Source organism: Aliiglaciecola sp. (assembly GCF_039982535.1).
Classification (GTDB): Bacteria; Pseudomonadota; Gammaproteobacteria; order Enterobacterales; family Alteromonadaceae; genus Aliiglaciecola.
Window position 1 is genome coordinate 42968 of sequence record NZ_JBDWYG010000017.1, and the last position, 15921, is coordinate 58888.

Sequence of the window (15921 nt, forward strand, 5' to 3'; positions counted from 1 at the left end):
AATATTAAACTCCTAACAACTGGCAATTTTAAATGGGATGGAATCAGTCACTTGGCTACTGCCATTTTCATTTGCAGTAAACAGCATAAATCGAATCGCATACCGGTATTTGTTGCCACTTAACATCGGGTAATAGCCTTCATCAGTGACACTTTGGATTCGAATTAACTCACTTTTATCATCAGCTATCCCTTGATAAAAACCATTTTCAGCTGTAATCCCAGTAAAACGTCCTCTTTCGCGTAAAAAAGCTAAGGTAATATCTATGGCTTCATTAATTAAATCGAACTCTTTTAGCCAATTATCAATATCGCTACGGATCAGCTCCAGCGGCTGTTTAATCCAGTAGTGTAAATTTGGCAGATCAAAACTACAGGTACCACCAGGAATGGAAAAGCGTTGTCTAATTGAGCTTAGAAATTTATCTTCTTTGAGTGTTGCGCCAACTTTTTTCGAGTGTTTAAGCTGATCTCTAAGGCGCAGTATTTTTTGCAGTGCAGCTTGCAGTGCTTCTGAATCAATTTTCGGGTGCTGTGACCAATACACTAAGTTCTTTTCGTGAACTTCAATATCTTTTAAAATGTCACTACGAATATCCAGTCGCTCTAAGAGATCAAGTAGGGTAAAGAGAGCCTCAAAAAAGCTCATAAATTGCCAATCTTCTTGGGCTTTTGCGCTTTGTTTGAGTTGAATAAACAACTGTTCAAGACGTAAATAGGTCCTGACTTTTTCGTTTAATGGAAACTCATAAACAGCTAATGACATTAATTATCCTAAAGAATTTATACGCAGACGGAAGACTTATTGTTCTTAAAAAGCAAATCAAAATAGTTAGAACTGACTATTGAATGATTATTATAAAGGAAACTACACCGCAAAACGCATCAGATTTCAACCCCAAGATAATAAAGTTGTAAATCATACAACCCTCAAAATGTTAGCAATAGGTGTTTTTAATCTGTAAAGCGGTAGTTAGGAGGACAACATAACATATTTTCGTCTGTTGTTAGATGCTTGTTCTAGCAAAATTGTTGATCGGCTAAAATCTTAGTTAAACTAGTGCGACTTGATTGTTAGCCTGCAATAAATATTGTTGGTGTAATTGTTCAACTTGTTTTTTTAAATTTTCCACAGGTCCATTGTTATCAATCACATCGTCAGCATGGCTTAAGCGCACTTCTCGGGAGACCTGATTAGCCATTATATTTTTGATTTGTTGGCTAGATTGCTGATCTCTATTCGCTGCTCGCTGTAACTGCACCTCTTCGTCAACATCCACAACCAAAACTCGGTTAACCATCGCCATCATGCTATTTTCGATTAATAAAGGCACGGCAAGAATACAATAAGGGGATTTTGCTTGTTTTAATTGACGTTGCATATTTTTGCGGATCATCGGATGGAGTAGATTATCTAGCCAGGTCTTCAGCAATGGGTCTGAAAATACAATCTCTCGAATATATTGTCGATTTAAATTGCCATCTGCTAACAATGATTTATCACCAAACTTTTTCGCGATAACGTGGAGTGCCGGACTACCAGGTTCAACTACTTCACGAGCCACTATATCAGCATCGATAACATCAATTCCTAAGTCGGCAAATGTGTCAGAAACTGCTGTTTTGCCACTGCCAATACCACCTGTTAACCCAACTACATAATCGCTCATGCTAAAGCCCATCCCCAATACCAGTTAGCTATATCTGCACCATAAATTAACGTCAGCCAACCCGCTATTGCTAAATATGGGCCGAAGGGAATATGACTGCCTTTGTCTTTTCCCTTAATTAATAAATAGCTAATCCCTATCACTGCGCCGACCAACGAAGAGAGCAGAATGATAATGGGAAGATACTGCCAACCCACCCATGCACCTAAAGCGGCTAATAATTTAAAATCACCATAGCCCATCCCTTCTTTGCCGGTGAGCAATTTGAATAACCAATACACGCTCCACAAGCTCAAGTAACCCGCTGCAGCGCCAATAATGGCATCTGTTGGGCTGACAAAAATGTTCATGGTACTCAAAATCAGCCCTAGCCATAAAATGGGCAGAGTGATTTGGTCAGGTAACAGCATTTTATCGATATCAATAAATATTAAGGCAACCAAGCACCATGTAAATAAAACCGCGGCGGCCGCTTGCCAACCAAATCCGAAGTGCCATGCAATGGCCATACTCGTTAAAGCTGTGAAAAGCTCAACGGCAGGGTAGCGAATTGAAATTGGATTGTTACATTGAGAGCATTTGCCTTTCAGAAATAACCAGCTAATTACAGGGATATTCTCCCACGCTCTTATTTTATGCTGACATTTCGGACAGGTAGAATCCGGTTTAACTAAATTGAACGTGTCTGTAGTCGTTTGTTCTGATGTCTCAGGCTGGAAATATTGTTGATATTCTTGTTTCCAGCTACGTTCCATCATTACGGGAAGACGATAAATAACCACATTTAAAAAGCTACCTACCAATAAACTGATAATAAAAACGAAACTAATAAAAAAAAAGGGAGAATCGGCTAATAGCTCAAACATCGCTGGCATATGTGGGTTCTTTGTTAAAGTGAAAAATATTTTTTCTAAGCTTGCCAGAAAAGTGTTGAGGTAGAAACCTTTCTGGCAATCATAGTGCTAATTATATAACGTGATTGGTACTTTTACTAAACCACATTACCCATTTGGAAGATGGGTAAATACATAGCCACAATCAAACCACCAATGACAACCCCTAGTACAGCCATGATCATTGGTTCTAACAAACTGGTTAAGCCATCAACCATATCATCAACTTCCGCTTCATAGATGGTTGCTATTTTACTTAACATATCGTCCACCGCGCCAGATTCTTCACCAATGGCAATCATCTGGGTGACCATGTCAGGAAAGGTGCCGGTAGCTCGCATGGCCGTATTCATTTGCATACCACCTGCGACTTCTCGTTTAATAAATAATATGGCATCACGAAACACCGCATTACCTGATGCACCAGCCGCAGAATCTAATGCGCCAATTAATGGCACCCCCGCTGCAAAGGTGGTGGCAAGAGTACGGGTAAATCGAGCGATTGACGCTTTTTTCAGAATCTCACCAATAATCGGTATTTTGAGAATGAGCTTATCCACTTTATCTTGTAAGTTTTTTGACTTTTTGTGGGCGCGCATAAATAAAACCGCAGCAATCGCTGTGCCCGCCGCGATGAAAATGCCAAAATCTTGCACAAATTGGGAAATAGCTAATACAAATAATGTAAAAGCGGGTAATTCAGCTCCAAAGCTACTGAATATTTCTTGAAACTGCGGTACTACAAATATTAATAGGATGGTGGTTACAATAAAGGCTACCACCACTACGGCGATGGGATAGAACATCGCTTTTTTGATTTTTGATTTTAACGCTTCGGCTTTTTCTTTATAAGTCGCGATACGATCATAGATTGTTTCTAAGGCACCGGATTGTTCGCCGGTCTCCACCAAGTCACAATATAGGGCTTCAAATTGGTCAGGGTGTTTTCGCAACGCACTGGATAACGGGTTACCGGCTTTGACTTCATCGGCAATCTCCGTAAGCATTCTGCGCACACTTTGTTTTGCATGACCTTGGGCAATCATATCTATCGTCTGAATCAAACTTACTCCAGCCCCTAACATAGTTGCGATTTGTCGAGATAACACACAAATATCTTGAGCGGAAACTTTATCTCTTCTGCCAAACAGTGGCTTGGCGAGTTTCTTAACTTTAGTGGCAGAAACACCTTGGCGGCGTAGCATATTTTTCGCTTCTGACAACGAAATAGCACTGATTTCGCCTTTTCGACTGTGGCCTTTTTTATCGACTCCAATCCAGGTATACATTTCTGCTGTTTTAGCCATCGTTAAACCCTATTGACCTATCTGTTTAGACGAAAAAGCCCAGATAACCTGGGCTTCAAACTATATTTAATTACTATGTTTAAGCAATTTGCAAAACTGTTGCTATTAACAAAGGGTTGTTGGGTTACACGCTGCAGTCCACTCAACACGGCCACCGGCGAATGCTGGAGTCAATATGAAAGTTGCTGAGTCTAGTGATGAACCGTCAGATTTGAAAGTCGCTGTGATTACGCCATCTGTTGTTTCTAGGCCGTTAGCTACCGCTGTCGCTGCTATGCTAGTTGGGATACCGCTAGAACCACCGTCACAAGCAGTTAATGCATTGTTAACCTGTGCACATACTTCAACCGCTGACTTCGCTGCTGCTGTCGCATTGGTTATTTCTGAGAATTTCGCTTTATCTGTGTAGCCTTGATAAGCTGGTAAAGCGATGGCTGCAAGAATACCGATAATCGCTACAACGATCATCAATTCAATTAGTGTAAAACCTTTGTTGTTAGTCATTTGAGTCATTTTCATGGTATTTATCTCCTGCACCATTTAGTGCGATTTAAGTTACTGTAAATTAGTTAGTTAAGTTGTTTGTTGCCACAACAACGTTTGCGTTTGATGGCGTCCTCGTTGAATTCATAATCAGTATAGAACGAGATTGCTTACTGACAAGTATGTAGAAACATACTCAAGTCTCTTTCATCAAACAAAATTACAGCCCTAAAATAAGTAACTAATTGATTCTTAGTGATAAATCAATTGACTTGACATCCTTGGTTAATGCCCCTGATGACACAAAATCTATACCTATACCCCGTAAATTATGTAATTTTTCTTGGGTTATATTGCCCGAAACTTCCAATTTTACTGTTTTTTTATTGATCAATACTGCTTGATTAAGCATTTCATGATCAAAATTATCTAACATTACAATATCTGCTCTTGCGTCTATTGCCTGTTTAAGCTCATCAAGACTTTCTACTTCGACTTCCACTTTTGCTTTAGGCATGTTTTCACGAGCCTGTTTCACCGCATTGGCAATAGATCCACAAGCAAGTATGTGGTTTTCCTTTATAAGGAAAGCATCGAATAAACCAATACGGTGGTTTTCAGCACCACCACATTTGACCGCATATTTTTGTGCCAAGCGCATACCAGGTATGGTTTTGCGTGTGTCTAATAAAGTAATACCGCTACCTTCAAGTAGATCAACATAGGTTTTCGCCTTGGTTGCGGTGCCAGATAACGTTTGTAAAAAATTCAGCGCGGTGCGCTCAGCGGTTAGTATGGATCGGGCTGAACCGGTAAGCTCACAAAATATCTGGTTGGCTTGACATAACTCTCCATCGCCAGCTAACCATTTAACCTCGATGTCAGGATTGACTTGATTAAATGTTTCTGTCGCCCATTGGGTTCCACATAACACGCAATCTTCGCGGGTCAATATAGACGCTTTCACTTTAACATCACTGCTTATTAAAGCGGCGGTAATATCCCCGTCTATGGGACCTAGGCCATTTAAGTCTTCGTCAAGCGCTCGCTCAACATCGTTTTTTATTAAGTTTTGATTCATATGAAAGTCACATAAGTAAAGTAATTGCAGATTAGTACACAGATAATCTACGCGAAATTGTTAATGCCGCAGTATTAACCAGTCACCACGTTGAGTAAATTCCAACTGCTTGAGTACACTCATACCCAAAAGAATTTCATCACTTAACATACCGGGATTGATGCTAGCACGAACATCGTTTAATCGAATTGAGCCTAGCTCTAATTGTTGTATATTAGTTTGCGCCACTGTTACATTGCCATTTGCTGTTGAAACGTTATATCTAGCGCCAGCAACTAAGCCTAATTCAGTAGCGAGGTGAGCTGGAACGGACACATTAGTTGCTCCCGTATCCAATAAAAAAGTCACGGTTTGCCCATTAATAAGGCCACTGGCCACATAGTGCCCCATGCGATTGCGTTTAAGTTTTACTTCAACCGCACCATTGTTCAGTTGACTTTCGGGGTTTTGATTTGGGTTATTTTGTTTTTCTAATCGATCACCAAAAAATAGCGACAACAGCAATAGCCCCACTATCCAAAAGGCGAAAAACATCCATTTTCCGATTTTAGTGGAGTTTTCGGCCGGTGATTGATTTTGTTCCATTCTATACCCTGCTATGCTGCTTCTTTTCGCTTTAATACTTACGGCTTGTTTTATATATGGTCTCAGACACCGGATTGCAAATACACGCGGGTTGGCTTAACTCGGTTAAACGTTCTGAATGTGAACATTTTGATTGTAGACCAGACGCTAATGATATCAGTCTGTTAGTAATCCACAATATATCATTGCCTCCTGGTGAATTTGGTGGGCCGCATATTCTAGACTTTTTTGCCGGTAAGCTGCAGCCACATATTCACCCTATATTTGAACAAATCTACCTTATGCGGGTGTCAGCGCATTTATTAATTCGTAGAGATGGTCAAATTATTCAATTTGTTGGTTTTGAAGAGCGCGCATGGCACGCTGGGGTTTCTTCCTTTCAAGGTCGTACCAGATGCAATGACTTTTCCATTGGCATTGAGTTGGAAGGAACAGATAATAGCGCATATAGTGCAGAGCAATACGCAGCATTAGTTAAGGTAACTAATGTAATTGTTAAGCAATACCCATTAATTAACCTATCTCGCATAGTGGGGCACAATGATATTGCGCCGGGTCGAAAAACCGATCCGGGCGTTAGCTTTGACTGGGCAGGATACAGGCAGCAGATTCGTTTTCCGAAAAGTGGATAAAGCGGTTGTCTAGGATTTTTCTGCAACCACCCGTGTTTTAAATAAAGATAATCATTAGAAGGAAGTTCCATGACATTAATAAGCTTAATTGTGGTTTTAATGGCAGAGCGCATAGCCACCCAAACTAAATATTGGCGAGAAAGTTTTTATAATGGAATGTATCAAGGTTTGCTACTGCGCAAACGTATCTTTACTGAAGATATGACCAGCCTTACTTTCTTAGCTGCAGTGCTCATTCCTGCTTTTATTATTTTACTGCTATTAAATAGTATTGATAATGCTCTAATTCGATTGATTCTCGATACTGCTATTTTAATGGTATGCATTGGTTGTCCAAAATTACGCGAACTATATAAGTGTTATCTACAAGCGGCTAATCGAGGTGATTTTCAAGCCTGTTCAATGTATGCAGATCAATTGGGACACAGCGGAGATAGTCCAAGAACATTTGGTCAAGAGTTAGTGTGGTTGAATTATCAGCATTATGCCGCGGTAATTATTTGGTTTGCCATTCTTGGTCCCGCTGGTGCAGTGATGTATGTCATTGCAAGAAGTGCAGCCGAAGCCTATAAAAGCGAATTTCAAAATGAGCTCACCATTGGCAAGCAATTTATGACCGTTCTGGATTGGTTGCCGGTCAGAATCACGACATTAGGATTGTTATTAATGGGGCATTTTTCCAAAGCCTTTCCTATTTGGTTTAAGTATTTATTTGACCTTAATGTTTCAGCAAAAATGATTTTGTGTGATGTCGCCGATGCAGCTGAGGAAGTCGAATGTGATAAATCCGACTATACTGAAGAACCATGCACTTTGGTTCGTTTAGCAAAACGAAATGTGATGTTTTTAGTGGTCTTGATTTCAGTGTTGTCCCTTTCAGGCTGGCTGAGGTAAATTAACTGCACTTTAGGTGAATTTAGGCTTTGTGGTCTGACCATTCATGAAAAGCCTTTAAAAATAGGTTGTTTAACAACTTTCGACATTTTTTAACAGAATCTTTGAAAAAGTTTTTCAGGTAAAAGGTTTACGTAATTAAATAACTAGTCTAACCTATTAGGTAAAATGGTCTTACCAATTTTAGTGTGTGGGTGTAGTGAAATTATATTTTTGCTAATAAACACTATGGCAAGCCCTAACACTTTTTGAGGAAGCACGCGCAAACATGCAACGCATACAGTCACGAAAACTTTCTGATGTGATCACCGAACAGCTAGAATCAATGATCATTGATGGTCGTTTGTTAGCTGGTCAAAAGTTACCTTCAGAACGCGAACTTGCCGAGAAGTTTGCCGTTTCTAGACCGTCCTTACGTGAAGCGATTCAAAATTTAGAAGCCCGCGGTTTATTATTGCGAAAACAAGGTGGAGGCACCTTTGTTAAACGTAACTTAACTGCGTCGGTGACAGATCCTCTTCTGGACTTAATCGCTAAGCGACCAGAAACTCAATTTGATTTATTGGAATTTCGCCATGCATTAGAAGGCATGGCTGCTTATTATGCTGCGCTGCGAGGCCAACCAGAAGATTACGTTAAGTTAGAAAACGCACTTGCTTCTATATCAGAGCTTTCTAAAAAGTCAGACAAAACTGATTTATCGAAGGCTTTGGTAGAGTTTTATCTCGCTATGGCAATGGCTTCTCATAACTTGGTGTTAGTGCATGTAATGCGTAGTTTAAAGTCAATGTTGCAGGAAAATATCAAAGCCAACTTTGAAATGCTGGCAATTAGAGACGATGTTACTGACACTATTCATAAACAACGTGAAAAAATATTGGCTGGCATAGTTTCTCGTGACCCGGAAACAGCTAGGCAAGCAAGTAATGAACACTTAGCGTTCATTGAAGATATTTTGTTGGAAATTAATCGACAAGATACCAGAATTCAACGGGCACTTAGAAGAATTGAAATACAGAACTAACCTTTTTGGTAACGTTAAGTTTGCCAATTTATGTAATTTACTTACTGAACTGAAAGAAAAGAATATAAAAATAAACTATTCTTTATTTTCTCGGTCAGTAAATTTATCTTTAAACTAACTAAAGGAAAGCACCATGGCTGATATGATGCATCCGGATGTGGATCCACAAGAAACCCAGGAATGGATAGAAGCTCTAGACGCAGTACTTGAAGAAGAGGGCGTAGAACGTGCCCACTACTTATTAGAAAGCTTGATAGAAAAGGCTCGCCGTAACGGTGCGTACTTGCCTTATACAGCAACCACTGCCTATATAAACACCATTCCCGCTGGTCAAGAACCGACCATGCCTGGGGATCAAACGATTGAAGCTAAAATTCGTCAAGCAATCCGTTGGAATGCAATGATGATGGTTTTGCGTGGCTCTAAGAAAGATTTGGAGTTAGGTGGCCATATATCAAGTTTTGCATCCTCAGCTATGCTTTACGATGTCGGTTTTAACCACTTTTTCCGCGCACCTAACGAAAAAGACGGCGGCGACTATTTATTTGTTCAGGGACACGTTTCTCCGGGCATTTATTCCCGTGCTTACATCGAAGGACGTTTGTCTGAAGATCAGTTAGATGGATTCCGTCAGGAAGTGGATGGAAATGGGATTTCTTCTTATCCTCATCCTAAATTGATGCCAGACTTTTGGCAGTTCCCAACGGTTTCTATGGGCTTAGGTCCAATGCAAGCCATTTATCTAGCCCGATTCCTAAAATACCTAACCAACCGCGGCCTGAAAGATTGTTCTGAGCAGCGTGTATGGTGCTTTATGGGTGATGGTGAAGTGGATGAGCCAGAAAGTCTAGGTGCTATCGGTCTTGCCTCTCGTGAAGGTTTAGACAACTTAACGTTCGTAATCAACTGTAACTTACAGCGTCTTGATGGTCCTGTTCGTGGTAATGGTAAAATTATCCAAGAATTAGAAGGGACATTCCGAGGCGCTGGTTGGGAAGTGATTAAAGTAATTTGGGGTCGCTATTGGGATCCGCTTTTGGCCCGCGATACCTCAGGCAAATTACTTGATGTTATGAATGAAACCGTTGATGGTGAATATCAGAATTACAAAGCTAAAGGTGGCGCTTACACCCGCGAAAACTTCTTTGGTAAATATCCAGAGTTGAAAGAAATGGTTTCAAATATGTCAGATGACGATATTTGGCGCTTGAATCGTGGTGGACATGATCCAGTTAAAGTTTATGCCGCTTATAAACGTGCTTCTGAAACTCAAGGTCGTCCTCAGGTTATCCTTGCTAAAACCGTTAAAGGTTATGGTCTAGGTTCAGCTGGTGAAGGTAAAAACATTGCCCATAACGTGAAGAAGATGGACATAGATGCAGTTCGCCAGTATCGCGATCGTTTCAATATTCCGGTTGCTGATGAAGATTTAGAAAACTTGCCTTATTACAAGTTTGCTGAAGATAGCCCAGAGTTAACCTATCTTCGACAGCGCAGAGAAAAACTGTTTGGTTATATGCCAACCCGTTTAGCTGACAGCACCGAAGATTTACCTGCAATACCTTTAAAATCCTTTGAAGCTATTACCAAAGGTTCTGGTGAGCGTGAAATCTCTACCACTATGGCATTCGTTCGTGTCTTGACCGTTATGCTTAAAGACAAACAAGTTGGTAGTCGTATCGTTCCCATTATTCCTGATGAAGCTCGTACTTTCGGTATGGAAGGTTTGTTCCGTCAAGTGGGTATTTATTCTAGTCAGGGACAAAAATATGTTCCTCAAGATGCCGACCAAGTTGCTTATTATCGCGAAGATAAAAAAGGCCAGGTTTTACAAGAAGGTATCAACGAACTAGGGGCAATGGCTTCGTGGTTAGCTGCAGGGACGTCTTATTCGACCAATAACTTGCCGATGATCCCAGTTTACATCTATTACTCTATGTTTGGTTTCCAACGTGTGGGTGATATGGCTTGGGCTGCCGGTGATAGTCAAGCAAGAGGTTTCTTGGTGGGCGGAACGGCTGGCCGAACTACACTTAATGGTGAAGGTCTACAACACCAAGATGGACACAGTCATGTTCAAGCGGCTTTGATTCCAAACTGTGTAACTTACGATCCAACTTATGGTTATGAAGTGGCAGTGGTTGTACAAGACGGCTTACGTCGTATGGGTGAGAATCATGAGAATGTTTTCTATTACCTAACCGTTATGAACGAAAACTACGCCCAGCCAGAAATGCCTAAAGGCGCTGAAGAAGGCATCATCAAAGGTATTTATTCCCTTGAGAAGGTCGGCACAGCGAAGAGTAAGAAGAAAGTTAAATTGCTTGGTTCTGGTACGATTTTATTGCAAGTTCGTGAAGCTGCACAATTATTGAAAGATAAGTTCTCAGTTGCTTCTGAAGTATTCAGTGTCCCTTCATTCAATGAATTGGCCCGTGATGGTTTAGATTGCGAACACTTCAATATGCTCAACCCAGACAAAAAAGCCAAAGTGCCTTATATCACTACTGTACTTGAAGAAGGCTTTGATGGTCCGACTATTGCGGCTACTGATTACGTTAAAAACTATGCTGACCAAGTTCGTGCGTTTGTACCAGGTCAATATAAAGTGTTAGGGACTGACGGTTTCGGTCGTTCTGATAGTCGTCCTAACTTGCGTCATCACTTCGAAGTTGATGCTAAGTTTATCGCACTAGCCGCGCTAACTGAGTTAAGCAAAGCCGGTGATATCGATAAGAAAGTTGTACTAGAGGCTATCAAAGAATTTGGTATTGATGGCGACAAACTTAATCCGCTTTACGCGTAATTGGGAGGACTCAAAATGTCAGATTTAAAAGATGTATTGGTCCCCGATGTGGGCGGTGAAGAAGTTGAAGTCATAGAGATCTGTGTTGCTGTTGGCGAAGACGTCGAAGCTGAATCTTCGCTAATAACGGTAGAAAGTGATAAATCCAGTATGGATATTCCTGCTCCGTTTGCAGGCTCTGTAGCGGATATTCTGGTAAAGGTTGGTGATAAAGTTAGTCAAGACACTTTGATTATGAAACTGGCTGCTGAAGGTGATTCATCTGCAGCGCCAGCTGAAGAAGCCGCGCCTGAAAAAGCACCAGAAAGCGCACCAGAACAACCGTCAGCTGATGCAAGTTCAAGCAGTGAAGTGATTGAAGTTAAAGTACCTGATATTGGTGGTGATACCGACGTCGACGTTATCGAAGTACTGGTTGCCGAAGGTGACGAGATTGATGCGGAAACCGGTTTAATTACCTTGGAAACCGACAAGGCCACAATGGACGTTCCTTCACCTGCTGCAGGTGTAGTCAAGTCTGTAAAAATTAAAGTAGGCGACAAGGTTTCTGAAGGAACTTTGGTTCTTGAATTAGCTACCCAAGGTGCATCAGGTTCAAGTGCTGAATCTGCACCAGCTGCCTCAGAACCAGCTCCTGCTCCAGCACAAGAAGCGTCAGAACCAGAAGCACCGGCTAGCGCCGAGGCGGATTCTGGTGAAGAAACTACGTCAGTAATTGATGTAAAAGTCCCAGATATTGGTGGCGATACTGATGTTGATGTAATTGAAGTATTGGTCGCAGCTGGCGATGAGATTGAAGCAGAAGCCGGATTGGTTACATTAGAAACCGATAAGGCCACTATGGATGTGCCTTCTCCAAAAAGTGGTACGGTGAAAAGTGTCGAATTGAGCGTTGGCGATAAAGTCTCTGAGGGAAGTTTAGTTATTACCCTTGAAGTTACTGAAAAGTCAGCACCTAAAGCGGCGGCTCCGGCTCCAGCACCAAAAGCTGCGGCACCTGCTGCGCCAGCACAAGCGGCATCGGCAAATACCCGTAAGCCACCTGTTCCACATCATCCTTCTGCAGCCGACAAAAAGTCCAGCGGTAAAGTTCATGCTTCACCATCGGTACGTCGTTTAGCAAGAGAATTTGGTGTCGATTTAACTCAGGTTACCGGCAGTGGACCGAAGAAACGTATCTTAAAAGAAGATGTTCAGTCTTTTGTTAAATACGAGTTGTCACGTCCGAAGATGACTCCTGGGTCGTCGGTAGGAAGCGGCTCAGGTGGTTTGCAAGTACTTGCTCCACCGAAAGTAGACTTTGCTAAATTTGGTGAAGTGGAAGAAGTTCCTCTTACTCGTATCCAGAAAATCTCTGGACCAAATCTGCATCGTAATTGGGTGACGATTCCACATGTTACCCAGTTTGAAGAAGCGGATATCACTGAGTTAGAAAAATTCCGTAAAGAGCAAAACGTTATCGCTGAGAAACGTAAACTAGGGGTTAAAATTACACCTCTTGTGTTTATGATGAAAGCGGTGGCTGATGCCCTTAAAGCCTATCCGGTATTTAACACATCTTTATCTGAGTCTGGTGAATCACTTATCCAGAAAAAGTATTACCATATTGGTATTGCGGTAGAGACTCCAGGAGGACTTGTTGTTCCTGTGGTTCGAGATGTAGATAAAAAAGGCATTGTCGAATTATCTCGAGAGTTAACTGAAATTAGTATTAAAGCCAGAGACGGAAAACTTAAAGGCCCAGATATGCAGGGTAGCTGTTTTACAATCTCTAGTTTAGGTGGAATTGGCGGTACGGCATTTACGCCTATTGTTAATGCCCCTGATGTTGCTATTTTGGGTGTCTCAAAAAGTGAGATGAAACCTAAATGGAATGGTAAAGATTTTGAACCAAGACTAATGTTACCACTATCATTGTCATACGATCACCGAGTGATCGATGGTGCTGTGGCTGCACGTTTTGCAGTGCACTTAGGTAATGTGTTAGCAGATCTTCGCCAAATCTTACTTTAGGTAACAATAAGAGTGCGCTTTACGGAAATAACCTTGAGGCGCACTTTTTTGATATTTTTCGTGTTTAGTCGAGCTTTCCTTTGCTAACATACTGTTGCGAAGGTAGTATTTTACAGGTCTGTCAGAATAGAATTCGAAATTTGAGGTCATAATGAGCGAAATTAAAACTCAACTGGTTGTGCTAGGTGCAGGACCTGGTGGTTATTCCGCAGCTTTTAGAGCTGCCGATTTAGGTATTGAAACAGTCATCATTGACTCCCGTGAAACCTTAGGTGGAGTATGTCTTAACGTAGGCTGTATCCCGTCTAAAGCGTTACTTCACGTTGCTAAAGTGATTGATGATGCAAAAGAAATGGCTTCACACGGCGTTGTGTTCGGTGAGCCAAAAATCGATTTAGATAAAGTGCGTGGCTGGAAAGACAGTGTAGTAGGGCAACTTACGAAAGGTTTATCAGGCATGTCAAAAATGCGCAAAGTTAAGTTTGTGCAAGGTTACGGTAAATTTACCGGATCCAATACCATTGAAGTAGAAGGCAAAGATGGTAAAACTACCATCACCTTTGATAACGCAATTATCGCTGCGGGCTCAGAGCCAGTTTCTTTACCTTTCATTCCAAACGATGATGATCGAGTAATCGATTCAACGGGTGCCTTGGAAATGAAAGACATCCCTGAAAAAATGCTAGTTTTGGGTGGTGGTATTATTGGTTTGGAAATGGGAACCGTTTATCGTTCACTAGGTTCTCAAATTGACGTGGTTGAGTTTTTAGATCAGTTGATCCCTGCTGCTGATAAAGACGTCATTAAAATCTACCAAAAATACGTTAAAAACAAGTTTAACGTTATGCTACAAACTAAAGTTACTGCCGTTGAAGCCAAAGATGATGGCTTGTACGTGACTTTCGAAGGCAAACAAGCACCTGCTGAGCCAGTTAAATACGATAAAGTATTAGTGGCAGTTGGACGTCGTCCAAACGGTGGTTTAGTTGCTGCCGATAAAGCTGGCGTGAAAGTAGATGAGCGTGGCTTCATTAACGTTGATAAACAAATGCGTACTAACGTTAGCAACATCTATGCAATTGGTGACCTTGTTGGTCAACCTATGCTTGCTCACAAAGCTGTTCATGAAGGCCATGTAGCTGCAGAAGTTATTGCTGGTAAGAAACACTTCTTCGATCCTAAATGTATTCCTTCAGTTGCCTACACTGACCCAGAAGTCGCTTGGGTAGGATTGACTGAAAAAGAAGCTAAAGAGCAAGGTGTAAGTTATGAAACTGCCACTTTCCCTTGGGCTGCTTCAGGTCGAGCTATTGCTTCTGGTCGTACTGAAGGTATGACTAAAATGATATTCGAAAAAGAATCTAACCGTGTTATCGGTGGTGCAATTATCGGTATCAATGCTGGCGAGATGTTAGGTGAAATTGGTTTAGCCATTGAAATGGGCGCTGATGCTGAAGATGTCGCTTTGACAATTCATGCTCACCCAACCCTAAATGAATCAATTGGTTTAGCGTCTGAAATTTTCGAAGGAAGTATTACTGATTTGCCAAATCCAAAAGCAAAGAAAAAGTAATTTTCTAAGAGAAATTAAGAATGCCAGTCTGCGTTAAGCATACTGGCATTTTTTATATCTGCCGTATTTATTGGCGTTTCTGTTTATCTGCAGGTAAATTCCTATAACTAGGGTTGGCGGTAAGCCAGATTCACTTTTCAAAACAACACTAATCTAAGAGGAATAATGATGCCGCAAGAAATTAAAGGTAGCTGTTTGTGTGGTGCGGTAACGTGCGAAGTTCATGGTCCGTATAAACGCTTTTATCAATGTCATTGTGATCGCTGCCAAAAGAAAACCGGCTCAGCATTTGCGTCACTGCTTTTTACCGATCCTGAGAATATAAAGTGGCTCAGTGGCGAAGACAAAATCAAGCGCTTTGATTTACCAAACGCGGTGCGCTTTAGCAATGTGTTTTGCACTGAATGTGGCTCACAAGTGCCTTATTTAACCCGTGATGGTAGTTTGTTGTGTATCCCAGCCGGCTTCTTAGACGAGGTGCCAGATATGACGCCTCAGGCGAATATATTTTGGGAAGAGAAGTTTGCTTGGTACGATGCCGGACAAGCAGCACCTAAATTCTCTCAATATCCAGAGTAAAAACATTTTAATATATTCAGATCATGTCTTCATTATGAGTATTTCACCTACATCTGCATAAGGGTGTAAACTATAGGAAATGATCTGAATTTATGAAATTAAGTTACTATCGTGGATCAACTCGAGTTTTTTGATATTCCTAGCCCCTGCATTGGTGTTTGCCAGTCTGGGAAAAGCGGCTATTGCACTGGATGTTTCCGCAGTAGGGATGAACGACTTTATTGGAATCAGGCTACGCCTTATGCCAAGCGGATCATTATAAAAGCCTGCCAAAGGCGCAAGTCTATTGCCCAGCGTAAGAAAAATAGTGACGCTGCGGCTACAACACCTAAACAAACTGATCTGTTTGATTAACCGACCTTCATTGCGCCTAGTTATTTTT

The 15921-nt window shown here is 41.3% G+C and carries 15 protein-coding genes; 8 read left to right on the plus strand and 7 right to left on the minus strand.

Features of this window, described 5'->3' with window-relative positions:
• Positions 1 to 12: 12 nt before the first annotated feature.
• From zapD to ABJV04_RS03170, 7 genes are all read right to left on the minus strand, one after another.
• Entirely contained in the window at positions 13 to 765 is a 753-nt protein-coding gene (zapD, locus tag ABJV04_RS03140) for a cell division protein ZapD (RefSeq protein ID WP_348489773.1), read from the minus strand.
• Between the two features lie 286 nt (positions 766 to 1051).
• Complete coding sequence (gene coaE / locus ABJV04_RS03145; protein ID WP_348489775.1) at positions 1052 to 1669, minus strand: dephospho-CoA kinase; 618 nt, start codon at positions 1667 to 1669, stop codon at positions 1052 to 1054.
• The gene (locus ABJV04_RS03150; RefSeq protein ID WP_348489777.1) at positions 1666 to 2544 is read right to left on the minus strand and encodes an A24 family peptidase; all 879 of its coding nucleotides are present in this window, start codon (positions 2542 to 2544) and stop codon (positions 1666 to 1668) included. Before ABJV04_RS03150 ends, coaE begins: the two co-directional genes overlap by 4 nt.
• A gap of 116 nt (positions 2545 to 2660) precedes the next feature.
• Positions 2661 to 3869 (minus strand): type II secretion system F family protein, encoded by a 1209-nt coding sequence (locus tag ABJV04_RS03155; protein ID WP_348489779.1) that lies wholly within the window; start codon positions 3867 to 3869, stop codon positions 2661 to 2663.
• A 105-nt stretch (positions 3870 to 3974) separates the two neighbouring features.
• Positions 3975 to 4388, minus strand: coding sequence for a prepilin-type N-terminal cleavage/methylation domain-containing protein (locus ABJV04_RS03160; protein WP_348489781.1), 414 nt, complete (start codon positions 4386 to 4388; stop codon positions 3975 to 3977).
• Between the two features lie 205 nt (positions 4389 to 4593).
• Positions 4594 to 5433, minus strand: coding sequence for a carboxylating nicotinate-nucleotide diphosphorylase (gene nadC / locus ABJV04_RS03165; protein ID WP_348489783.1), 840 nt, complete (start codon positions 5431 to 5433; stop codon positions 4594 to 4596).
• Between the two features lie 60 nt (positions 5434 to 5493).
• Positions 5494 to 6018 (minus strand): TIGR02281 family clan AA aspartic protease, encoded by a 525-nt coding sequence (locus ABJV04_RS03170; protein ID WP_348489785.1) that lies wholly within the window; start codon positions 6016 to 6018, stop codon positions 5494 to 5496.
• 56 nt (positions 6019 to 6074) lie between these two features.
• Here ABJV04_RS03170 and ampD point away from each other — a divergent pair, with 56 nt between their 5' ends.
• From ampD to ABJV04_RS03210, 8 genes are all read left to right on the plus strand, one after another.
• A complete protein-coding gene (gene ampD / locus ABJV04_RS03175) occupies positions 6075 to 6650 on the plus strand; it encodes a 1,6-anhydro-N-acetylmuramyl-L-alanine amidase AmpD (protein WP_348489787.1) in 576 nt (191 codons plus the stop codon).
• 69 nt (positions 6651 to 6719) lie between these two features.
• Positions 6720 to 7544, plus strand: a complete 825-nt coding sequence (ampE, locus tag ABJV04_RS03180; RefSeq protein ID WP_348489789.1) for a beta-lactamase regulator AmpE — start codon at positions 6720 to 6722, stop codon at positions 7542 to 7544.
• Between the two features lie 268 nt (positions 7545 to 7812).
• Positions 7813 to 8568 (plus strand): pyruvate dehydrogenase complex transcriptional repressor PdhR, encoded by a 756-nt coding sequence (pdhR, locus tag ABJV04_RS03185; RefSeq protein ID WP_348489791.1) that lies wholly within the window; start codon positions 7813 to 7815, stop codon positions 8566 to 8568.
• 133 nt (positions 8569 to 8701) lie between these two features.
• Complete coding sequence (gene aceE, locus ABJV04_RS03190; RefSeq protein WP_348489793.1) at positions 8702 to 11374, plus strand: pyruvate dehydrogenase (acetyl-transferring), homodimeric type; 2673 nt, start codon at positions 8702 to 8704, stop codon at positions 11372 to 11374.
• Positions 11375 to 11389: 15 nt separating this feature from the next.
• Positions 11390 to 13387, plus strand: coding sequence for a dihydrolipoyllysine-residue acetyltransferase (gene aceF, locus ABJV04_RS03195; RefSeq protein WP_348489795.1), 1998 nt, complete (start codon positions 11390 to 11392; stop codon positions 13385 to 13387).
• A gap of 151 nt (positions 13388 to 13538) precedes the next feature.
• Positions 13539 to 14960, plus strand: coding sequence for a dihydrolipoyl dehydrogenase (lpdA, locus tag ABJV04_RS03200; RefSeq protein WP_348489797.1), 1422 nt, complete (start codon positions 13539 to 13541; stop codon positions 14958 to 14960).
• A 168-nt stretch (positions 14961 to 15128) separates the two neighbouring features.
• Positions 15129 to 15539, plus strand: coding sequence for a GFA family protein (locus ABJV04_RS03205; protein ID WP_348489799.1), 411 nt, complete (start codon positions 15129 to 15131; stop codon positions 15537 to 15539).
• A gap of 111 nt (positions 15540 to 15650) precedes the next feature.
• Positions 15651 to 15893, plus strand: coding sequence for a DUF1289 domain-containing protein (locus ABJV04_RS03210; RefSeq protein WP_348489801.1), 243 nt, complete (start codon positions 15651 to 15653; stop codon positions 15891 to 15893).
• Positions 15894 to 15921 lie beyond the last annotated feature (28 nt).

Excerpts from the sequence above, each read along its gene's own strand:
- zapD (WP_348489773.1), bottom strand. The coding sequence starts at position 765 with ATGTCATTAGCTGTTTATGAGTTTCCATTAAACGAAAAAGTCAGGACC.
- coaE (WP_348489775.1), bottom strand. The coding sequence starts at position 1,669 with ATGAGCGATTATGTAGTTGGGTTAACAGGTGGTATTGGCAGTGGCAAA.
- ABJV04_RS03150 (WP_348489777.1), bottom strand. The coding sequence starts at position 2,544 with ATGCCAGCGATGTTTGAGCTATTAGCCGATTCTCCCTTTTTTTTTATT.
- ABJV04_RS03155 (WP_348489779.1), bottom strand. The coding sequence starts at position 3,869 with ATGGCTAAAACAGCAGAAATGTATACCTGGATTGGAGTCGATAAAAAA.
- ABJV04_RS03160 (WP_348489781.1), bottom strand. The coding sequence starts at position 4,388 with ATGAAAATGACTCAAATGACTAACAACAAAGGTTTTACACTAATTGAA.
- nadC (WP_348489783.1), bottom strand. The coding sequence starts at position 5,433 with ATGAATCAAAACTTAATAAAAAACGATGTTGAGCGAGCGCTTGACGAA.
- ABJV04_RS03170 (WP_348489785.1), bottom strand. The coding sequence starts at position 6,018 with ATGGAACAAAATCAATCACCGGCCGAAAACTCCACTAAAATCGGAAAA.
- ampD (WP_348489787.1), top strand. The coding sequence starts at position 6,075 with ATGGTCTCAGACACCGGATTGCAAATACACGCGGGTTGGCTTAACTCG.
- ampE (WP_348489789.1), top strand. The coding sequence starts at position 6,720 with ATGACATTAATAAGCTTAATTGTGGTTTTAATGGCAGAGCGCATAGCC.
- pdhR (WP_348489791.1), top strand. The coding sequence starts at position 7,813 with ATGCAACGCATACAGTCACGAAAACTTTCTGATGTGATCACCGAACAG.
- aceE (WP_348489793.1), top strand. The coding sequence starts at position 8,702 with ATGGCTGATATGATGCATCCGGATGTGGATCCACAAGAAACCCAGGAA.
- aceF (WP_348489795.1), top strand. The coding sequence starts at position 11,390 with ATGTCAGATTTAAAAGATGTATTGGTCCCCGATGTGGGCGGTGAAGAA.
- lpdA (WP_348489797.1), top strand. The coding sequence starts at position 13,539 with ATGAGCGAAATTAAAACTCAACTGGTTGTGCTAGGTGCAGGACCTGGT.
- ABJV04_RS03205 (WP_348489799.1), top strand. The coding sequence starts at position 15,129 with ATGCCGCAAGAAATTAAAGGTAGCTGTTTGTGTGGTGCGGTAACGTGC.